Consider the following 423-nt stretch of genomic DNA (forward strand, 5'->3'; position numbering starts at 1 on the left):
GGCCGACAGCGCGCGATCGTGTTCGGTGCGCTGCTCGCCGGTGCCGGCGTGCTGGTGCTGACCCTGGTCACGCCGTGGCAGGCATCATTGGCGGGCTATGTGCTGGTCGGCCTCGGTTGCGCCAACATCGCGCCCGCGCTGTTCTCGCTGGCCGGCCACCAGACCCGCATGCCCGGCGCGCTGGCCATCACCGCCGTTTCCACGCTGGGCTTTGCCGGCATCCTTGCCGGACCGGCGTTGATCGGCTTTGCCGCCAATCATTTCGGTCTGATTGCTGCGTTCATCGGTGTGGCCACGGCCTTGTTGCTGGTGGCCGTGTCCACACGTTGGCTGCGGGTTTAGTCCAAGGCATCAGCGCCGCCTGCGCCGCAGCTTCATCCGCAACCGGCGGTAGCCGATCACCGTGGCCGTTGCACACAACGC

At 67.8% G+C, this 423-nt stretch carries 1 pseudogene; it reads left to right on the forward strand.

The annotated features are described in order from the left end of the window. Positions 1-342 (forward strand): annotated as a pseudogene (locus VG556_RS22600) (MFS transporter); the annotation flags it as partial. Between the last annotated feature and the right edge of the window lie 81 nt (positions 343-423).

Source organism: Stenotrophomonas sp. CASM106 (assembly GCF_049384825.1).
Lineage (GTDB): Bacteria > Pseudomonadota > Gammaproteobacteria > Xanthomonadales > Xanthomonadaceae > Stenotrophomonas > Stenotrophomonas muris.